This window comes from Ferroacidibacillus organovorans (genome assembly GCF_001642725.1).
Classification (GTDB): Bacteria; Bacillota; Bacilli; order Alicyclobacillales; family SLC66; genus Ferroacidibacillus; species Ferroacidibacillus organovorans.
In genome coordinates this window covers 1-19,025 of record NZ_LSUQ01000048.1, presented here as the reverse complement: position 1 = coordinate 19,025, position 19,025 = coordinate 1, and the positions used below count along the sequence as shown (strand labels likewise).

Here is a 19,025-nt window from a genome sequence, read left to right as displayed (position 1 = left end):
ATCCATAGCTCCACCAACGCCGAGCACATCCCCGCCGGGAATGGCCCAACTCGCCAAATCGCCATTCTCCGCCACTTGAAGCGCCCCCACGACGGTCGCGTCGAGATGCCCTCCGCGCATGATCGCAAAGGAGAGCGCGCTGTCAAAAAAAGAGGCGTGCGGCAACACGGTGATGGGCAATTTTGTGGCATTCACGAGATCTGGGTCAATCTGCGCCGCGTCTGGCGCCGGTCCGACGCCGAGCACCCCGTTTTCAGAGTGCAGCGTTACCCCCGTCGGCGGTAGATAATCCGCAACATACGCGGGGATGCCAATCCCTAAGTTCACGACACCTGCCGTCAATTCTTGCGCGCAACGCCAGGCAATTCTACGCCTGACGCTCTCGCTTTGACGCAGCGCGTCCGTCACATCAGCGGCCACTCCCACAACCTCACCTCCTTGCAGCTACAACCACTTCATCGATAAAAATAAACGGTGTCACAATTTCATCCGGGGCCAGCTCCCCGACATCAACGAGATGTTCAACCTCCACAATCACGTAGTCTGCCGCCATCGCCATCAGCGGATTGAAATTGCGCGAAGATTTTCGATAGACGAGATTCCCCGCCCGATCTGCTTTATAAGCGTGGATCAACGCAACGTCCGCGCGCAGCGCACGTTCTAAAACATGCTCGCGACCATCAAACATACGAACCTCTTTTCCAATCGCTAATTCCGTTCCCGCCGCAGTCGGCGTATAAAACGCAGCGATTCCAGCACCGCCCAAGCGAATGGCTTCTGCAAACGTGCCCTGTGGAAGCAACTCAATCTCAACCCGGCCTTCACGATACGCCTGCACAACGCTTGGATTCGTCGTAAAGTAAGAGCCGATCGCTTTTTTGATCCGCCCTTCCTGAAAAAGCGCATCCGCTTGCGTCCCCACGGAAATATTGTTGCTGATCACCGTCAGGTCACGCGTTTCCGTCTTTTTACGGACCGTATACACGAGTTGATCGGGCACCCCTGCCAGACCGAATCCACCGACCATGACCCGCATCCCGGTTTTGACATTGCGGGCCGCCTCTTCAAGCGTTGTGAACGAAACGCCTGCCATCGGCACGCCCCCTTTTTACATTGCGGTATCGCGTGCACCGAAATAACGTTCCTCGATTCGCGAATCCTTCGCAAGTGTTGATCCCGCACCCTCCATGACGACGCGCCCCAAATCAAGTACATACGCGTAATCTGCGTGTTGCAACGCGAGTCGAGCATTCTGTTCGACAAGGAGAACCGCGGTTCCTTCTTCTTGAATAAAACCCAGAATGCCAAGTATCTCTTGAACCAGTTTTGGCGCAATGCCAAGGGACGGTTCATCAAGCATCAAGAGCCTGGGACTGGCCATGAGCGAACGCCCGATGGCGAGCATTTGCTGTTCCCCGCCAGAAAGCGTCCCGGCGCGCTGTTTGACACGCTCTTTCAATCTCGGAAAATAGGAGAAAACTTGATCCATCGATCGCTTCGCAGCTTTTCGATCGTCCCGAAGGTATCCACCCATTTGCAAGTTTTCATAGACCGTGAGTTGCGAAAAGATCTGCCTCCCCTCAGGACAGTGTACAACGCCGGCGCGCACAATCTCACGCGTCGATTTTCTCGTCATCCATCGTCCATCCATCTTTATGTCGCCTCCCCAAATCGGGAGGAGTCCCGAGGCCACGCGTAAAAGTGTCGATTTGCCAGCGCCGTTTGCCCCGAGAACGGTCACTAAGGAGCCGCGGGGAACGGTGAGTGACACTTCGTGAAGTGCGCGGCTCGATCCATAGCCGCTGATGACGCGATCAAGTTCAAGCATGTTTACGCCTCCTGCCCAAGATACGCGCGAATAACCCGCTCATCCTGACGAATTTCGACTGGAGTCCCGACTGCAATCAATTCTCCGAAATCAAGAACCGCAATTCGATCAGAGATGCTCATGACAAGGTTCATGTCGTGTTCGATCATGACAACAGTCGTCTTCATCGCTCGTTTGATGTCGCTGATCCAGTGCCCCAATTCCTCTGTCTCCAACTCGTTCAATCCTGCGGCCGGTTCATCAAGCAAAAGGAGACGCGGATCACCCATTAATGCGCGGCCTACATCCACCTTCTTTTGGATGCCATACGGTAGGTTCCCGGCAGTTTGCCTAGAATAGGATGCAATACCCAACGATTCGAGAACACGTTGCACACGCTCACGCGCTTCTCGCTCACGCGACCGTGCCTTGTACCAACCGACCGCTTCGGAAAAAGGATTGGATGGGAGCGCACAGTGATACCCAACGAGCAGGTTATCTTCAACGGTCATCTTCGAGAAGAGCTCCATGTTCTGAAAGCTTCTTCCAATGCCGCATGCTTTGATTCGATCGGGAGCCACGCGTAACAGATTCTCCCCCAAGAAGCGGATGGCGCCTTGTTGCGGTGTGTAGATTCTTGAAAGACAATTCAACATCGTGCTCTTTCCGGCGCCATTCGGTCCAATGATTGCGAAAATCCCTCCCTCATTCACGGTGAGCGAGACGCCTTTTAATGCGACAAGACCTGAGAAGCGTAGTGTCACTTCATCAAATTCAAGGAACATCTGGGGATTCTACCTCCCTCGTCACTCTGGCACTCCCCCTCGAAGAGTGGCGAGGTTTTCGCGCGTGAGGCGGTACGCGAAGTGAAACCAGCCCCTTAGGAAATAGCAAGACAGCCAAAACCATGACCGCGCCTACCAAAATGATAGAGTATTGCCCAAAACTGCTAGAGAGCTGATTGATGGTGTTGATCACGATCGCGCCAAGAATGGAGCCGGGAATCGAAGCGAGTCCGCCGACCACAATCATCGCCAGAAAGAGAAACGAATCTTGAACAGTAAAATCGTTTGGCGATACGAAATTGATGTAGTGTGCGTAGAGTGATCCTGCGATACCAGTAAACCCTGCACTGATGGAAAATACGAGCGCTTTGTTGTACCCCACGCGTACGCCGGAGGATTGCGCAGCGATTTCACTGTCGCGAATCGCTTGAAACGCGCGACCCGTTCGACTTTTCAGCAGATTTTTTATGACGATGATCTGAACGACAAGACAAGCGAGAATGAGGAAGTAATACGCTTGGTCACTTCCCAGGACATAGGATCCAAGTGCAGGTCGCAAAGGCATGAGCCCACTCGATCCATTCGTAAGGCCGGACCATTTTAATGCGAGTTCTGGAACAGCAAAACTAAACCCCATTGTCGCAACGGCGAGAAAATTACCCGAGAGTCGCACCGCCGGTAGTCCGATGAGAAAACCAAGGATTCCAGTCACCACCGCGCTCAAAGGTAACGCAATCCAAAACGACCAGTTGAGATTCAGCGTCAAAAGGGATGACACATACTCCCCCACCATGAGGAATGCGGCGTGACCGAGCGAAACCTGGCCACTGAAACCAGTCAAAAGATTGAGTGCGACTGCAACAATGCAAAAGATCACGCTCATGTCTAGAATGTATGACATTTGTGATCCGAGCGGCATGACGACAAACGGCGCGGCAAGCGCAGCGAGTGCCACGACAAGTAGCCGAGCCATGCGTAAATTGCGTTCGCTTGTCATACCTTTTTCACCTCACGCGTTCCAAACAATCCTTGTGGTCGAACATAGAGGATTCCGATGATCAACAAAAACACAAAGGTTGATTTGAGGTCTGTAGAAATATAGAATCCAAACACGCTCTCCATCACCCCTAAAACGAGCCCGCCGAGTACGGCTCCCGGCAAGGATGAGAATCCGCCAAGCACTGCGGCGGCAAAAGCCTTCACCGCAACGGAATCCATGAATGACGGAGATAAAAAGAGTATCGGCGCGATCAGCAGACCCGCGATGGCGCCAAGCGCGGTACTAACCGCCCACGTCGCGCCGTAAATACGCGTGAGGGAAACCCCCATGAGGCGAGCCGCCTGCTGATTCTGCGACACAGCTCGCATGGCGAGTCCCGTTTTCGTATAGCGGAACATGGCGTAAAACACTAACATCAAGAGCAGGGTTACGATCATGATGAAGAGTTGATACCACGTTACAACGGCTGAACCGATGTGTACCGTATTCGTGGAAACTGCCGCCGGCATCGTAAACGGTACATTTCCCCACAGGACTCCCGCAACGCCGCGGAAGACAAGATAGAGTCCAAGCGTCAAAATGATCTGACTCAATACCTCAGCACGCTTTAACCTTGAGAGAAAAACAATGTAGACAAAAAACCCAAAAACGAGCGCAAAGACGAGGGAGGCGAGGGCCGCCAGCCAATAAGGGAACCCCCATCGTGTAAGCATTTGAAACGCGACAAACGTTGAGAGCATGGCCATTTGACCCTGCGCGAAATTCACGATGTTTGATGTCTTAAAAATGAGCACAAGGCCTATCGCTGAAAGCGCATACAAACTCCCCACGGCGAGCCCACTCAAAATGGTTTGCCAAAGCAATTCACGCCCTCCTCCCTCATCTTCCAGTTACATATGTTACATAAAATGTCAGTTGAGTGAGCTGCCAACTTGATGATAAAAAATGAGCCCTGACTTTGGCACGAGTTGCTGTGTCTTACCGTTGGCTTGCAGCATATACATCGCGTCAATACCAAAGTGGTTCGCTGGCGTATACGTGACAGGCGATGAGGTATCTGCGCCCATCCAGTTCTTGATGCTGTTCATCTGTTTAATAAAGTTCGTCGTGGTGAGTGTGTTTCCGCACATGGCGAGTCCGTGCGCGACAACCTGCGCATCAACCCATCCGCTGAGCGCGAGCAGCGTGGGTGGGGTGTTCGGGTACGTTTTTTTGAACCACGCGCGGAAGGTGGCTGTTTTTTGTGAATTGAGTAAGGGCAACCAGCCGTCTGTATACGCACCGTTGAATGCTTTTCCGGCCAGTTTAAACATAATCGGATCCCCCGAAACGTAGGTCACATACTGTTGGGGGTGAAACCCGAGTTGCATCATGCCAATCTCAAACATGGCAGTCGGTTCTGGCACGCCAATCTCAAATACGGCTTGGGGATGCGCGCGTTTCATGTTGAGTGCATACGTAGAAAAATCCGTGTCGGTCGCATTGTACGCCACTTTCGCGACAACCTTTACGTGATAACGCGCCGCTTCTTGAATGATCGCGTTAAGACCTTCTTTCCCAAAATCATCATTCTGATAAAAGACGCCAATGGTTTTGATGTGATTGTGCATAATCGCCCAGCGCGTCATCACATGTCCTTCAAGGGTGTATGTCGGCTCAAGCCCAAATCGCAGTGGAACAACCGGGACCGTGAGCGCACTCGATCCTGTCGCCACAGAAGTCACTGGAATGTTTGCGCGCAGTAGAAACGGGTCGGAAGCCTGATTCGTGGCGGTGCCAAGCGTCCCCACAGCCGCAAAGATGCCGTCTGACACGAGTGCGCGCGCATTGGCCACAGCCTTGTCAGGCTGATACTGATCATCGAGCATGATGAGTTTAATTTTCCGATGATGGATTCCACCTGTTGCGTTGACATAATTAAAATAGGCATTCTCCCCTTCTGCAATGGCGCCGTATGCGGCAATCGGCCCTGTCAGCGGTCCTGATGTGCCGAGGACAATTTGTGTTTGACTTGCGCCTTGACTGTATGAAGCACGTTTCATCGAGTGATGAGCGGCGTGTGGCTTTGTTGTCGTCGTCGCAAATGCAGCAGATCCCCCCACGCTCCACACGGCCATCGCTAGACCTGTCAATGCAGTCACCGATCTTTTCAACGTTTTCTTCACGAGTTGACCCCCCCATTTTTCTTTAAATTCGACGCGCTCATTTGTGGCGTTATACGCTAACACTCGGATATTCTGCAAGCATCACCTCCTATCCCATAACTTTAAATTTTCCATATCTTCTGACATATTTAGTCGAAATGCGATCTTGGTTCTGATCCACATCCCATTCTCTCAGCCAAGATCACCTCACCGCTCGCCTATCCTCGATCTCGAAATAACGGCGCAGTCGATTATTTTTCCCGCAGACGGTGTGGTGCGAGAACGCCATGTTACCGTCTATCTGCGAGTTCGAGGCGCGCGATCGAATCGCGATGAACCTCGTCCGGACCGTCCGCCAGTCGTAAAGTTCGAATGTTGGCAAAATGTGCCGCGAGCGGATAATCCTCACTCACGCCGGCCGCCCCAAACAACTGAATCGCGCGATCAAGAACGCGCTGCGCCACATTGGGGGCGACCACCTTGATCATCGCGATTTCTTTGCGGGCCGTTTTGTTCCCATACTCATCCATCATGTACGCCGCCTTGAGTGTCAGCAGGCGTGCCTGTTCAATCTCCATGCGCGAGTCAGCAATCCACGTTCGAACAACCCCCTGCTCAGCGAGCGTTTTACCAAACGCAACCCGCTCTTTTGAGCGCTTGACCATTAAGCTTAACGCGCGTTCCGCGACACCGATCGATCGCATGCAGTGGTGGATGCGCCCTGGTCCAAGGCGCCCCTGTGCGATCTCAAAGCCACGCCCCTCACCGAGTAGCATGTTCTCCGCCGGTACATACACGTTTTCATAGGACACTTCCGCGTGTCCGTGTGGCGCGTGATCATAGCCAAAAACCGAGAGTGTGCGCTCAATCGTCACACCCGGCGTAGCCATCGGAACGAGAATCATGGACTGCTGCAAGTGGCGCGGTGCGTCACGATCCGTCTTGCCCATGAAAATTGCAATCTTGCAGCGCGGATCACCCGCGCCTGACGACCACCACTTGCGACCGTTAATGCGATAGCCATCTCCGTCACGCTCAATCGATGACTCCACATTCGTCGCGTCAGAAGATGCGACATGCGGCTCCGTCATACCAAAACACGAACGAATATCTCCTGCGAGAAGCGGGCGCAGCCATGTGTCTTGTTGGTCTTTTGTCCCGTAGCGCAAAAGAACTTCCATGTTCCCTGTATCTGGCGCCGAACAATTAAACACTTCTGGCGCAATCATCGACTTGCCCATGATCTCACAAAGCGGCGCATATTCGAGGTTGGAGAGTCCCGCACCAAATTCCTCATCTGGTAAAAAGAGATTCCACAACCCCGCCGCCTTCGCTTGGTTCTTCATTTCTTCCATAATAGGAGGAATGCTAAACCGTATACTCGCCGCTTTTAATTGAGCCTCATACACAGATTCATTAGGATAGACAACCTCATTCATGAACGAAGTCAGTTCTGCCTGCATGCGCTTCACCTTATCCGTGAAAGAAAAATTCACGCTCTCACCCTCCCATCTTTTGATTACGCGAGCGTGACGATCGGCAACATGACATGCGACGGGTACGCTTCGGTGTGGTAAACCGTGTTGCGCGCGACCTTCATCTCCGCCGTCGTTCCGTTGTTTGCACCTGTGTTCAAATTGCGATCCCAGTGCGGAAAACTGCTGCTCGTCACATGGACACGAATGCGATGCCCCTTTTGAAACACCATAGCAGTTGACCAGAGATCGACGTCAACCTCATAGATTTCACCTGGCGTCATGAGCGACGGCGCGACACTTGACGCGCGATAGCGCATACGCCTAATGCCATCCACAATGTTGATCGACGTCCCATCCGGGTGGACATCACACACACGCACGACAAAATCGGTGTCAACCGCGTCACTGCTCACATAGAGTTTTGCGATAATCGGGCCGATTACCGTGAGATCCTCTTCAAGGACGTCACTCGTATAGAGCAGTACATCCGGGCGTTTTTCTATCTCGCGCTGATCATGTGGTCCCACACCGTATACAGGGTGAGTGAGGAGATTGCCCCCGCGCGACAAGACAGGATCGGCCGGATCGTAATCATACGCGTCTGACACTTCTCGATTCGGAGAATCAAGAGAGAGCCACCCGCGGGCAGACTTCTGCTCCGCGTCAGCCGCCCTCCCTTCACGCAAATAGAAGGGAGTAAGATGCGTATCAGGCAGCGGCCACGCTTCAGCCGAAATCCAGCGATTGACACCCATGACAAACAGGGTGACAGGCGGTTCATCTGCGAGTCCAAACGCGTTACTCTTTTTAAGGGTGAGATCAAACCATTTGCGATGAAAGACCGTCAAATCTTCCTTTAAGTCTCTCACCATTGCGGATGCCGCCATTCCGAAGTCTACATCGCCGACAAAGCCAGAATAATTGGTGTGTGACCACGGTCCCATGAGCAATCGGGTGTGACGGCCGCGACCTTTCATTTCAAGATAATTGTCAATCGTCGGCTGCGCAAACACATCGTACCAACCTCCGACGTGAAAACTCGGAATCTCGATCGCGTCATAGTGGGGACGAATGGACGTCGCCTCCCATGTCGCGTCATAGTTCGGGTGTTCAAACACTTCATAAAAGAGATCTCCGAGTAGATCGAGCTCTCTAAAAATTGAGAAGCGGCTGAGAGGGAGCTCAAACAGACCTTTTGAAGGCAACTGATCATAGAATGAGACAAGTTTCGCAACCATCATTGGAAGATTCGGATCTGTGCGTTTCTTGCGCATCAATTCGGGTAGCGCAATCGCACTTGTGTACCAACTCGCGAGTTTCCCCCACTCAAGCGCGCCGCCGCGCACCGCCGAACCATACCAAGCGTCGTTATACGTCATCACGGGCAGAATCGCTTTGAGCGATGGTGGTCTCATCGCGGCGGCCTGCCACTGCGTATACCCGAAATACGATGTGCCAAACATCCCGACTTGTCCGTCGGATCCGGGAAGGCTGGCTGCCCACTCCACCGTGTCATAGCCATCTTCAAATTCCTGCGCATAGCTTTCAAAATCGCCCTCTGACGCAAAACGTCCGCGCACATCCTGAATGACGACGATATAGCCAGCCTCTGCCATGACCGTTGGATCCAAAAGCGCCGTACTGAGCGCCGTATCTTTTCCGTAGGGATGACGTGTAAGCAAAACCGGATACGGCCCACCCACTTCTGGCCGATACAAGTTTGCGCTAAGCCTCACGCCATCGCGCATCGGGATCGTAACATTCCGTTCAAAAATGACGCGCATGGTCCGCCCCCCTCGCAAATCTTCAATCATCAGCTCCTGGAAACCAATCTAGAGCGACCCGGACTGATACTGCTCACGCAGTGTCTTTTTCGAGAATTTACCCACACTCGTTTTTGGAATCTCTGAGACAAAAATCACTTCATCTGGAATCCACCACTTTGCCACGCGTCCCTCAAAATACTGGAGAATGTCTTCTTTTGAAACACGGTCAACCGCCTCAGGCCGCAAAACTACGCACACAATGGGTCGCTCCTGCCAACGCTCGTGAGGAACGGCAATCACCGCCGCCTCTAAAACCTCGGGATGCCCCATGACGACATTCTCCAGATCCACAGAAGAAATCCACTCTCCGCCGCTTTTAATCAAATCGCGCGTGCGATCCACAACCTGCAGGTACCCTTCGCTATCCATCGTCGCGATATCCCCTGTGCGAAACCAACCATTCAAGAACGCCTCGCGCGATTTTTCCGGATCTTTGTAATACGAGCGAAGCACCCACGGACCGCGTAGCAAGAGTTCACCCATCGATTTTCCGTCGTAAGGTACAGGATTTCCATCCGGATCGACCAAACGCATTTCAAGTCCCGGCACGATGTGACCTGTTTTTGCGCGAATGCGATAGCGCTCGGCACCTTGCAGATTTTGGTGTTTTTTCTTCGGATAGCTGATAAACGTGATAGGAGAAGTTTCTGTCTGGCCATATCCCTGATACATCGGAATACCGAGTTCTTTCTCATAAGCCTCGACGAGCGACTGCGGCAAAGCAGAGCCGCCCGAGAGCAGGCAGCGAACACTGCTCACATCATACGCGCCAGGATTCGACTTGAGATGTTGGAGAATGCCCATCCACACAGTTGGAACGCCCGCGCTATAGGTAACGCGCTCGTGATCGATCAGTTCACAAAAATCTTTCGCAGTCGGCCTGCTACCGGGATAAACTTGTTTCGCGCCAATCCATGTATCGGCAAACGGCCTACCCCACGCATTGACGTGAAACATTGGCACGATCGGCATCGAGACATCGCTCTCGCGCACGCCGAGTTCGCCTACGAGCGCCATCATGCAGTGAAGAAAGAGTCCGCGATGGGAATACTCGACTCCTTTGGGCATTCCAGTTGTGGCTGATGTGTAACCGAGCAAAGCGGTTGTCCACTCATCAAAGTCTGGAAACGCATACTCTGTCATCTCACCGCGAATGAGTTCTTCATAAAGCGTCGCATTTTTCAGCGTAGTCGCAGGCATTTCCTGCGCATCCGTCATGATAATGAACCGTTCTACGAGCGGAAGTTTGTCGGCGATACTCTCCATAAGGGGAAGCAAATCTTCGTCAATAAAAATGATTCTGTCTTCTGCGTGATTGATGATATAGACCAACTGCTCTGCAAAAAGTCTGATGTTAATCGTGTGCAGCACGCGCTGACTGCAAGGAACCGCAAAATAGAGTTCAAGATGTCGGTGGTTGTTCCACGCAAACGATCCAATGTGCTCGTTTGGCTCTATGCCTAGTCGGTCAAGTGCGTGCGCCAGCTGGCACACACGCTCATACATCTCGCGCACTGTGTAGCGCATCACGCCGCGAAAATCGCGCGATACGATCTCTTGATCCGCCGCGACCAACCGGCCACGTTCGAGCATGGAGCGAATCAACAAAGGGTAATCCATCACGACGTCGTCCTCCTTTACCTCAACTGTTTTAGACGTACGCGCGCGTGTTGAGGTTTAGATCGTCACACCGCGTTCTCGAAACAAACGGTCTGCAATGATATTCTTCTGAATCTCGGAAGTACCCTCGTAAATACGTGTAATACGCGCATCACGATAAAATCGCTCAATCGGATAATCCGCGATAAAGCCGATTCCTCCGTGAATTTGCACCGCGTAATCCGCGACGCGATGATACACCTCAGACGCGTATAATTTTACCATTGCCGCCTCTTTGACCGCCTGTTCGCCTTGATCAATCATCCACGCGACGCGATAGAGAAAAGCCCGCAGCGTTTCGATCTCCAGAGCCATCTCCGCAACATAGTGCTGAATGATCTGCTGAGATGCGAGCGGCTTTCCAAATTGGGAGCGCTCTGCCGCATGCTTTAGCGAACGATCAAGAAGATACTCCGAAGATCCGAGACAGCGCGCGGCAAGTCCGACACGCCCATTCGCGAGAATTTTGAGTGCGTTAACATACCCCATCCCTTCTATTCCAAGCACGTTTTCAATAGGCACTTCCATGTCCTCAAAATACAGTTGTGCCGTGTGCGAACCGTGGAGCCCCATCTTTTTTTCGATCGCTCCAACGTGAAACCCCGGAGTTTCGCGCTCTACCAGAAATGAAGTGATACCGCGCGAACCCGCTTCCGGATCGGTCACTGCCATGACAGTAAAAACAGTCGCCAGTGGCGCATTCGTGCAATAAATCTTTTGGCCATTGACGACAAAGCGATCGCCCACGCGCTTTGCAACCGTTTTCAAATTCGCCGCATTTGACCCGGCCTCAGGCTCCGTCAGAGCGAATGCGCCGATCCACTCACCGCGCGCCATGCGTGGTAAATAACGTTCCTTTTGTTCCTCATTACCAAGCTCTACAATGCCCACCGAACCAATTCCGTTGTGTGCGCCAAGAATTGTCGTATAACCGTTACTTGTTTTGCCGAGTTCCTCAAAGATTGCACTTTTTCCTACCATATCGAGACCAAGTCCACCATAACGCTCTGGGATGCTTAACCCAAAGAGACCGATTCGCCTCGACGCGTCAAGGATTGCGTCAGGCACTCGATCTTCTTCTTCAATCTTCATGGCATACGGCTCGACTTCGTTCGCGATAAAAGACTGAACCATTTTTTTCATCTCGAGTAGATCATCATGAAACGAAAAATTCACAGTCCCACACTCCCTCTTGCATCCCATGCAAAAGCGGCCACGCGCAACGCGAACCGAGCGTACCTTATGCAGCCCAAGTCGCAAATTCACCATCCAAATTGCTGCAGTTTCATATTTGAAATCAAATTTCCAAAACTACCTACAGTCTAAAAAATTTGACTATATCCGTCAACTACTCAATGCGCGAGTGAACCGCCGTCCACCGCAAGAATCTGCCCCGTTGTAAAATCGGAAGCAGAAGACGCAAAATAAAGCGCGGCGCCCTGTAGATCGCGATCACTGCCGACTCGGCGCAGTGGCGTTTGCGCGATGATGCGATCATACCCGTTCGCCAGCACGTCTTTTGTCATCTTGGTCGGGAAAAATCCCGGCGCGATCGCGTTGACATAGATGCCGTGAGCAGCCCACTTTACGGCGAGATCCATCGTCAGTGTCACGATTCCACCCTTGCTCGCGTTGTATCCGACCGCGTCAAGCGCATCCGCGTCGGAGCCGCGCAAACCGGCCACTGAAGCGATATTGATGATTTTTCCACCGCCTTGCTGCACCATGTGCCGCGCGACTGCCTGAGACATTAAAAACGTCCCCGTCAAATTCGTTTGAATCACTTTTTGCCACGCGTCATACGGCATCTCAAGCGCAGGCGCTCCCCACGACGCGCCACTGTTATTGACAAGGATATCGATGTGACCAAACGCATCAACGGTGCGCTCTACCAGATCTTGCACCGACTCTTGAGATGTGACGTCAAGCTGGTACGCGCGCACATCTCCCCCAAGCGCAGCAAGTTCATCCCGTACTTTCTCACACTGCTCGATGCGCCGCGAAGCGAGCACGACGCTTGCCCCCGCCTCCACAAACGCCTGCGCGATCTGTTGACCGAGCCCGCGGCCGCCGCCCGTCACAACCGCAACCTTTCCATCGAGGCGAAACAAGTCAAGAACGTTCACACACCTTCCCCCATTCTTCAATTATTTCGCGACATGTGATCAGGCGCGCCGATCAATCACTGCAACGGTGCAACGCGACACACAGATAAGTTTCTCCTGCTCATCGACAATGCGAATGTCCCAAACCATCGTTGTGCGCCCTTTGTGCAGCGGCGTTCCAATCGCAGTTACGACTCCATCCGCTTTGCTGCGGATGTGATTCGCGTTGATTTCAAGGCCTACCGCAACTTTCTGCTCTGTGTCAATCAGATTCGCCGTCCCTAGACTTGCCACCGTCTCCGCGAGCGCAACAGAGGCCCCGCCGTGCAGAATTCCAAACGGCTGACGCGTTGGCGCTGCGACGGGCATCGTCGCAACAACGCGATCGGGCGTCAACTCTGTAACGCGAATACCAAGCGTCGCAATCAAGGTGTCTTTATACTCGTGCTCTGATCCTCCTGATGACATGAAAGAACCACCTGTCTTTTCACTCATTCGTGGAGCGCTGCTCCCTGTCTCTTAAGATAGCACAGGACCACAAATAAAAAAGGTGTGTCACCTATTCGGAATTCAATAAATCTATTGACCAAAACATGCCAAATCGCTATGATTAAACTGAATCCAGCAAAAAACAGAACGTCGTTTTGGATTCTCGGAAAAGAACCGCCCTTCATACCCTACCGACAGTTAGAAAGGAACGTGATGACCATTCGCTTTTCAACACGCAGTCGTCGCATTGCCACTGCACTGACACTCAGCGCCTCTCTTTCAATGGTTGGAATGAGTGCTCTTCCGGCGGCCGCCGTCAAAACGCCGAATCAGCTCGTGATCGGCACGCTCTATGCCTCATCAGGCAGTTTCGCCACATCATCGATCTCATCGTACGATGGCTTAAAGTTCTGGGCGGCAACCGTCGATCGCCAAGGCGGCGTTTATGTGAAAGCGCTTCACAAAAAAGTGAAGATCGTCATCAAGGCTTACAACGATCAGAGTTCCGCGACAACAGCCGCCACCCTGTACAACCAGTTGATCACGATGGATAAGGTAAACGTCCTCGTGTCTGATTTTGGATCGGTGCTTACGTCTGTTGCTGTTCCAATCGCGCAAGAACATCACCAACTCCTGTTTGATGTAACTGGAACAGGCGCAAGCTTTTTCACAAAATCAAACCCGTATCTCGTGCTCACCTCACTGCCGACGTCCGCGATCTGGCCAAATTCGCTCGCAGACTATCTTGTGAAACAAAAAACCAAGCGCGTCGCGGTGCTGTACGACACGAACGATTTCGATCAGTCCCAGTACAACACGTTAGTCAGTCGCTTGAAGGCAGCGCACATCACACCGGTCTACACAGGCGGTGTGCCGACGTCGACGACAAACTACGCAATTATTGATCACGCGATTGCGGCGAGCAACCCGCAAGCGGTCGTCGAGTTCGGCTATCCGAACAACGATATTGCTTTCCTTCAAAGCTTGAATGCAAACGGGGTGCATTTCCCAAAAGTGTTCACCATCTTCCCAGGTCAACAACTGCAGTTGATGCAACAAAACGTCGGTGTCAGCGGCCTGGCCAATACCTTGACCTATCCAACGCCACCCCTGCTCCAGTACAACCGCGTCAATTTTGGCATGCCGCTTAGCGCATTTGAAAAGCAGTTTCCAAGTGTCGAACACCACCCTGTCGATTTCTTGACTGTCGCCGGGTACAACGCTGGGCTGATCATCCAGAAGACGCTTGAAACATCACCCACACTGACCCAACTGGGGATGCGCCACGCAGTCAATTCCTTTTCCGGAACGTTGAACACAATCGACGGACAATTCAAGATTGACAGCACAGGTGCGCAGATTGGCGAGCGCCTGCCTGTCGGGCAACTTATCAAGCGCGGAAACGGGCTTGCCGTCAAGTTCCTGCAACACTGACAACAAACCTACAAGCAGCCCCTTGCGCACTCAGGCTTTTTTTGCGCGATGGCGCAGGGGCCTGCTTTTTTACCCCGCTTCCTACTGGCGAACACGTTTTAGAAAGAAAGAGGGAGAACACCCTTGGTTGCCTACACGATTCTCTCCGGACTCCTCTTTGGACTGTATTTCAGCTTGATGGCGATTGGTCTCAATCTCATTTTTGGCGTCATGCGCATGGTCAATCTCGCACACGGTGATTTCATCATGCTTGGCGCCTTTGCCGCATTTTTTGCGTATACCTTGTGGAATATGAATCCACTTGTCACAATGTTGGTCGTCTTTTTTCTCTTCATCATACTCGGCGGCGCGCTCTACTATCTTGTCGTCCCTCGCCTTCTTCGCGCGCATGATCCTGAGATGCTCTCGCTCATCCTGTTCTTTGGATTATCTCAGATCATTCAAGCGCTCGCGGTCATCGCGTTCGGCAACAATCAACGGTCGATCGATTACACCGCGCTCGGTTCAGGCACTGTCTATCTCTTTGGCCAAGGGTTTGAAGAATCATGGGTTGTCGTGGCGTCCGTCAGTCTGCTTGCAATCATCTTGGTCTCCATCTATCTCTATGTCACAAAGCTTGGCGTGGCAACGCGCGCTGTCATGAGCCACCGCGAAGAGGCAGCAAGCGCCGGCATCTCTGTCCATCGCGTCTCAGCGTATGCGATGGGTATCGGACTCGCTCTCGCTGCAATCGCCGGCGTATTCAGCCCCTTTATGATCGGGAGCATCGATCCCACCATGGGCACCGATTTGACGACGACATCGTTTGCCATTATTATCATCGGCTCACTCGGCAACCCGATTGGAACGATCGTCGGCGGCATGATCTATGGCCTGTCCCTTATGTATATGGAGAGCTATCAACCTTCCTGGTCGAGCCTTGTACCTTATCTCCTGCTCTTTATCATCCTTCTTCTAAAACCGAGTGGGCTTCTTGGCAGGAGGATGCGCAATGCGTAACAAACTCAAAGCAGGATCTGTTCTCCTCGTCACCCTCCTACTCTTTGCCGTTGGCACACACATTTACAGCAATGAAAACATGTGGTTTCAAGGGATGGTTTATCTCGCGCTCGCGCAAGGGATCAATATTCTCTATGGTTTCACCGGATATCTGCCGTTTGGCTATGTCGGATTCTTTGGCACTGGCGCGTACGCCGCGTCCCTTTATATGACCGACTTTCACACTCAACCAATCGTCGCAATTCTAGGCGGCGGCGCCACTGCCTTGATTGTCGGTTTGCTCCTCTCTCCACTTTTGCGCCTGTCAGGCGCCTATTTCTCAATCGGCAGCTTGGCCGCGTCGCAGATGATTTATTACACCGTCTCAAACCCCGCGCTCCAAGCGGTGACAAACGGTCCGTACGGCATGAATCTCGAAGCGTTTTACAACCCAACCGCAAGCTACGCCGTGATGCTCGTCATCCTCGCATTAACCCTATTTACGACCGCTTACTTGCGCTATTCACGAACGGGCCTCGCGCTTCGCGCGACGCGCGAGGATGCAGTCAGCGCGGCAATGGCTGGAATTCCTGTCGTGCGCATGCGCATTATGGCGTGGCTCCTGAGCGCACTGATCGCAGGACTCGTCGGAGGCACTTTCGCTTGGCATATTTCCGTGTTCTACCCGAATACCGTATTTGACTTGAATGTGAGCATCTTTGCGATTGTCTTTACCCTGTTTGGCGGTGGCGCGAGCCTGCTCGGACCGATCATCGGCATGTTTGTGTTGTACGGTCTTTATAACTGGATCGGAATCTCTGCGCCGCAGTACTTCCAGTTGATCTATGGCGTGCTCATCGTCATGCTTGTCCTCTTTTTGCCAAACGGTATCATGTCGCTGTTTCGAAAGAAGGGTTATGATGTCCCCTGACTATGTTTTGAGCGTCGTCGATGTGACAAAAACGTTTGGCAGCTTCACCGCACTGCAAGGGATGAGTTTTCACGTAAAAAAAGGAGAAATTCTCGGTCTGGTGGGACCGAATGGATCTGGAAAAACAACGTGTATGAATGTCATCTCTGGATCGTATCGCGCAGATCGCGGATCACTTCACTTCATGGGAAAAAACATTCAGCGCACACCTGCATCCAAGCTCTCCCATATGGGAATGAACCGCACCTTCCAGATTCCCCGGCCGTTCAAAGGATTAACGGTGCGCGAAAACTTGCAAATTGCAGCGACGTTCGTCCGCCGCGAGGCCATGGGACTTGAGGAGATTGCAAGCTTCATCGGACTTGAAGATTCCCTTGATAAAGAATCAGGCATGCTGAACAGCACACAGCAAAAATTGCTTGATCTCGGCCGTGCGCTCGCGACAGGCCCTACACTTCTTTTAGTTGATGAGTTAGGTGCCGGGATGAATCCACATGAGCTTGATATCACGATAGAGCGACTTCAGCGATTGGCAAAACAGGGGATCTCCATGATCGTCGTCGAACACCTGATGAGCTTTGTGCGACAACTCACGGAGCGCGTCATCGTGATGAATGCGGGCAAAGAAATTTTTGAAGGTACGCTTGACGATGCAGTTAGGAACGAAGAAGTTGTGCGCGTTTATTTAGGAGGTGGAACGCCGTGAGCCAGGCGCTGAGCACGTGCGGTCTCTCCAGTGGCTATGGCCCATTGCAGATTCTGTGGGACATTGACTTTGTGGCAAAGAGCGCAGAAACCTTAGTCTTGCTCGGGTCAAACGGCGCCGGAAAGACTACATTTCTAAAGACGCTCGTCGGGTTGATACGCCCACTGAGCGGCGAGATCACGTGTCTTGAAAAGCGCGTCGAGACGTGGAGCGCAGATCGTCGCATACGCATGGGAATTTCATACATGTCAGAGCTTGGCGTCGTGCCGTCGCTCAGCATCGCAGAAAATCTGGCACTTGGGGGTTACTTCCAACCGAATGCCGCGCGCAAGACACAGTTAAATGCAATGTATGATCGCTTTCCCGATCTCGCAGCGCGAAAACGCACACTCGCAGGCAGTTTGAGTGGCGGACAGCGTAAGATGCTCGGTATCGCAAAGGCCTTGATGAGCAAGCCTGCGATTCTGCTTCTCGACGAACCGTCGGCGGGATTGTCTCCGCTGTATGTAACGCAGATGATCGAATTGTTGCGCGGCCTGAAAGAAGAATCGGTCACGATGATCATCGCTGAACAAAACACAAAATTCCTTGAACTGGCTGATCGCGTTTCTGTGATGGAAAACGGCAGACTGTCCTTTCAAGGCAACGTGGAAGACCTTACGCAAGACGACACATTGCGGCATGCGTATTTTGGCATTCATTAAAAGAGCATACCCATGTTTTAGAGAATCGACACGTATTGTGCGAGAGGTGACAACATTCACCTCTCGCTTTTTGTCGTCTAGCGATTTACGATAGAGTCATAGCAAGTTAAAACGTTTGTTTTAGGAGGTCAGGTGCCTGATGAAAACACGAAAACTCGTACGCTTTGTGGGAGCCGCGACACTCCTTGTCATGACGACACTCAGTTCAACGCTTCAAACGGATGCCCAAAGTTTTGCGATGAAATCCATGGTGATTCGTTTAAACGGCGTTACAATCAGTCACCCTTACAGCTTTGTTTCAGGTGGAACAACCTATATGCCGATCTGGTATGTCATGCAATTGGCGAAAAAACAGCGAATGACGAGCACGTGGAGTGGCCAAGTTTGGAATTTGATGACAGGAACGTCTCAGTCTCAGGCCATCTCGCCCTTTTATCCGATCAGGCCCGGGAACATGCAAATTGATCTTAACGGTACATCTTTCCTTAATAACGTTCCAAAAATTATCTATCGCGATCCGTCAACCCGCACCTTGACGACGTACATCCCGATCTATTACGTCATGAAACTCTTTCGCAATGAACTTTCCCTAAACAATACCTGGGATGGGCAAACATGGTCCGTGTCGTCAAACCCTCACACAACGCCTGCCACAAGTTCTCCGCCTGCTGTCTCCATCGCGACGAGTGGAACCACACGTGCGACGACGTCCGGAACCATCGGGGTAGGCGCATCTCTCGGTTCGTCTAGCAGTGCGACAACTGTGGCTTCACAGCCTTTCTCACCGCCGACACTCGACGGAAATCCTGTCGTTTCAACGAGCAATGCGTTTCCCTCGCTTGAAGGTCAAACGATCCCTCACGTCACGCTGCAAAACGGCGCGACGAACGACCAGGCCTACTGGTCGCGCGCGAGTCGCGACTTTTATCTCTCCGCGCAGACCAGCAATCCAGTTAATAACGCTGCCCAATCGCTGCCG

The 19,025-nt window shown here is 52.4% G+C and carries 18 protein-coding genes and 1 pseudogene; 6 read left to right on the top strand and 13 right to left on the bottom strand.

Annotated features, from left to right (window positions below):
- The 13 genes from AYW79_RS12145 to AYW79_RS12085 form a co-directional block, all read right to left on the bottom strand.
- The coding region (locus AYW79_RS12145) for a CoA-transferase (protein ID WP_335583217.1) at positions 1-426 on the bottom strand (426 nt) is incomplete at its 3' end.
- A gap of 4 nt (positions 427-430) precedes the next feature.
- Positions 431-1,093 (bottom strand): CoA transferase subunit A, encoded by a 663-nt coding sequence (locus AYW79_RS12140; protein WP_067566367.1) that lies wholly within the window; start codon positions 1,091-1,093, stop codon positions 431-433.
- Between the two features lie 15 nt (positions 1,094-1,108).
- Positions 1,109-1,828, bottom strand: a complete 720-nt coding sequence (locus AYW79_RS12135) for an ABC transporter ATP-binding protein (RefSeq protein ID WP_067566365.1) — start codon at positions 1,826-1,828, stop codon at positions 1,109-1,111.
- Positions 1,829-1,830: 2 nt separating this feature from the next.
- Positions 1,831-2,592 (bottom strand): ABC transporter ATP-binding protein, encoded by a 762-nt coding sequence (locus tag AYW79_RS12130; protein ID WP_067566362.1) that lies wholly within the window; start codon positions 2,590-2,592, stop codon positions 1,831-1,833.
- Entirely contained in the window at positions 2,582-3,589 is a 1,008-nt protein-coding gene (locus AYW79_RS12125; protein WP_067566359.1) for a branched-chain amino acid ABC transporter permease, read from the bottom strand. Before AYW79_RS12125 ends, AYW79_RS12130 begins: the two co-directional genes overlap by 11 nt.
- Entirely contained in the window at positions 3,586-4,455 is an 870-nt protein-coding gene (locus AYW79_RS12120) for a branched-chain amino acid ABC transporter permease (RefSeq protein WP_067566356.1), read from the bottom strand. The genes AYW79_RS12125 and AYW79_RS12120 overlap by 4 nt, the downstream gene beginning before the upstream one ends.
- 48 nt (positions 4,456-4,503) lie before the next feature.
- Positions 4,504-5,835 carry an ABC transporter substrate-binding protein gene (locus tag AYW79_RS12115; RefSeq protein WP_067566353.1) on the bottom strand — a complete coding sequence of 444 codons (1,332 nt, stop codon included), beginning with the start codon at positions 5,833-5,835 and terminating at the stop codon, positions 4,504-4,506.
- A gap of 191 nt (positions 5,836-6,026) precedes the next feature.
- Complete coding sequence (locus AYW79_RS12110; RefSeq protein WP_067566350.1) at positions 6,027-7,232, bottom strand: acyl-CoA dehydrogenase family protein; 1,206 nt, start codon at positions 7,230-7,232, stop codon at positions 6,027-6,029.
- Positions 7,233-7,255: 23 nt separating this feature from the next.
- Positions 7,256-8,998 carry a CocE/NonD family hydrolase gene (locus AYW79_RS12105; protein ID WP_067566346.1) on the bottom strand — a complete coding sequence of 581 codons (1,743 nt, stop codon included), beginning with the start codon at positions 8,996-8,998 and terminating at the stop codon, positions 7,256-7,258.
- Between the two features lie 48 nt (positions 8,999-9,046).
- Positions 9,047-10,663, bottom strand: a complete 1,617-nt coding sequence (locus AYW79_RS12100) for a long-chain fatty acid--CoA ligase (RefSeq protein WP_067566343.1) — start codon at positions 10,661-10,663, stop codon at positions 9,047-9,049.
- A 54-nt stretch (positions 10,664-10,717) separates the two neighbouring features.
- The gene (locus AYW79_RS12095) at positions 10,718-11,842 is read right to left on the bottom strand and encodes an acyl-CoA dehydrogenase family protein (RefSeq protein WP_418251493.1); all 1,125 of its coding nucleotides are present in this window, start codon (positions 11,840-11,842) and stop codon (positions 10,718-10,720) included.
- Positions 11,843-12,051: 209 nt separating this feature from the next.
- Complete coding sequence (locus tag AYW79_RS12090; protein WP_067566337.1) at positions 12,052-12,825, bottom strand: SDR family oxidoreductase; 774 nt, start codon at positions 12,823-12,825, stop codon at positions 12,052-12,054.
- A 39-nt stretch (positions 12,826-12,864) separates the two neighbouring features.
- Positions 12,865-13,272, bottom strand: coding sequence for a hotdog fold thioesterase (locus AYW79_RS12085; RefSeq protein WP_067566373.1), 408 nt, complete (start codon positions 13,270-13,272; stop codon positions 12,865-12,867).
- 234 nt (positions 13,273-13,506) lie between these two features.
- On the opposite strand from AYW79_RS12085, the gene AYW79_RS12080 reads away from it, so the two are divergent.
- From AYW79_RS12080 to AYW79_RS12055, 6 genes and pseudogenes are all read left to right on the top strand, one after another.
- Positions 13,507-14,727: an ABC transporter substrate-binding protein gene (locus AYW79_RS12080; RefSeq protein WP_067566334.1), complete on the top strand. Its 1,221-nt coding sequence runs from the start codon at positions 13,507-13,509 to the stop codon at positions 14,725-14,727.
- 123 nt (positions 14,728-14,850) lie between these two features.
- Positions 14,851-15,726: a branched-chain amino acid ABC transporter permease gene (locus tag AYW79_RS12075; RefSeq protein ID WP_082806719.1), complete on the top strand. Its 876-nt coding sequence runs from the start codon at positions 14,851-14,853 to the stop codon at positions 15,724-15,726.
- Complete coding sequence (locus AYW79_RS12070) at positions 15,719-16,636, top strand: branched-chain amino acid ABC transporter permease (RefSeq protein WP_067566332.1); 918 nt, start codon at positions 15,719-15,721, stop codon at positions 16,634-16,636. Before AYW79_RS12075 ends, AYW79_RS12070 begins: the two co-directional genes overlap by 8 nt.
- Complete coding sequence (locus AYW79_RS12065) at positions 16,626-17,342, top strand: ABC transporter ATP-binding protein (protein ID WP_067566327.1); 717 nt, start codon at positions 16,626-16,628, stop codon at positions 17,340-17,342. The genes AYW79_RS12070 and AYW79_RS12065 overlap by 11 nt, the downstream gene beginning before the upstream one ends.
- Positions 17,339-18,046, top strand: a complete 708-nt coding sequence (locus AYW79_RS12060) for an ABC transporter ATP-binding protein (protein WP_067566324.1) — start codon at positions 17,339-17,341, stop codon at positions 18,044-18,046. Before AYW79_RS12065 ends, AYW79_RS12060 begins: the two co-directional genes overlap by 4 nt.
- A 139-nt stretch (positions 18,047-18,185) precedes the next feature.
- A pseudogene (locus AYW79_RS12055) lies at positions 18,186-19,025 on the top strand (hypothetical protein); the annotation flags it as partial.